Consider the following 585-nt stretch of genomic DNA (forward strand, 5'->3'; position numbering starts at 1 on the left):
CCCCGGAAGGGGAGTGAAATAGAACCTGAAACCCCGGATCCACAAGCCAGTGGAAGGACCAGAAGGTCCGACTGCGTGCCTTTTGCAGAATGAGCCAGGGAGTTGTCCTCAGCGGCAAGGTTAAGCCGTCAGGCGAAGCCGGAGCGAAAGCGAGTCCGAACAGGGCGCATAGTCGCTGGGGGCAGGCGCGAAGCGGAACGATCTACCCATGTCCAGGGTGAAGGACGGGTAACGCCGTCTGGAGGCCTGAACCAATCGGTGCTGCAACACAGTTGGATGAGGTGTGGATAGGGGTGAAAAGCCAATCGCGTTCCGTTATAGCTCGTTCTCCCCGAAATGCATCGACGTGCAGCGTCAGGCGTTCCTTCCCGGAGGTAGAGATACTGATTGGGCTAGGGCCCCGAAAGGGGTACCGAACCCAACCAAACTCCGAATGCCGGGATAGGTAGCCTGGCAGTGAGACTACGAGGGATCAGCTCCGTAGTCGAGAGGGAAACAACCCAGACCACCAGCTAAGGTCCCAAAGTCCATGCTAAGTGGAGAAGGATGTAGAGTCTCTAAGACAGCGAGGAGGTTGGCTTAGAG

At 57.6% G+C, this 585-nt stretch carries 1 rRNA gene (running past one end of the window); it reads left to right on the top strand.

The features are described 5' to 3' along the window. Window positions 1-585 (top strand): 23S ribosomal RNA (locus N2041_RS14460); its annotated part reaches 241 nt to the left of the window's first position; the annotation flags it as partial.

This window comes from Tepidiforma sp., from assembly GCF_026419595.1.
Classification (GTDB): domain Bacteria; phylum Chloroflexota; class Dehalococcoidia; order Tepidiformales; family Tepidiformaceae; genus Tepidiforma.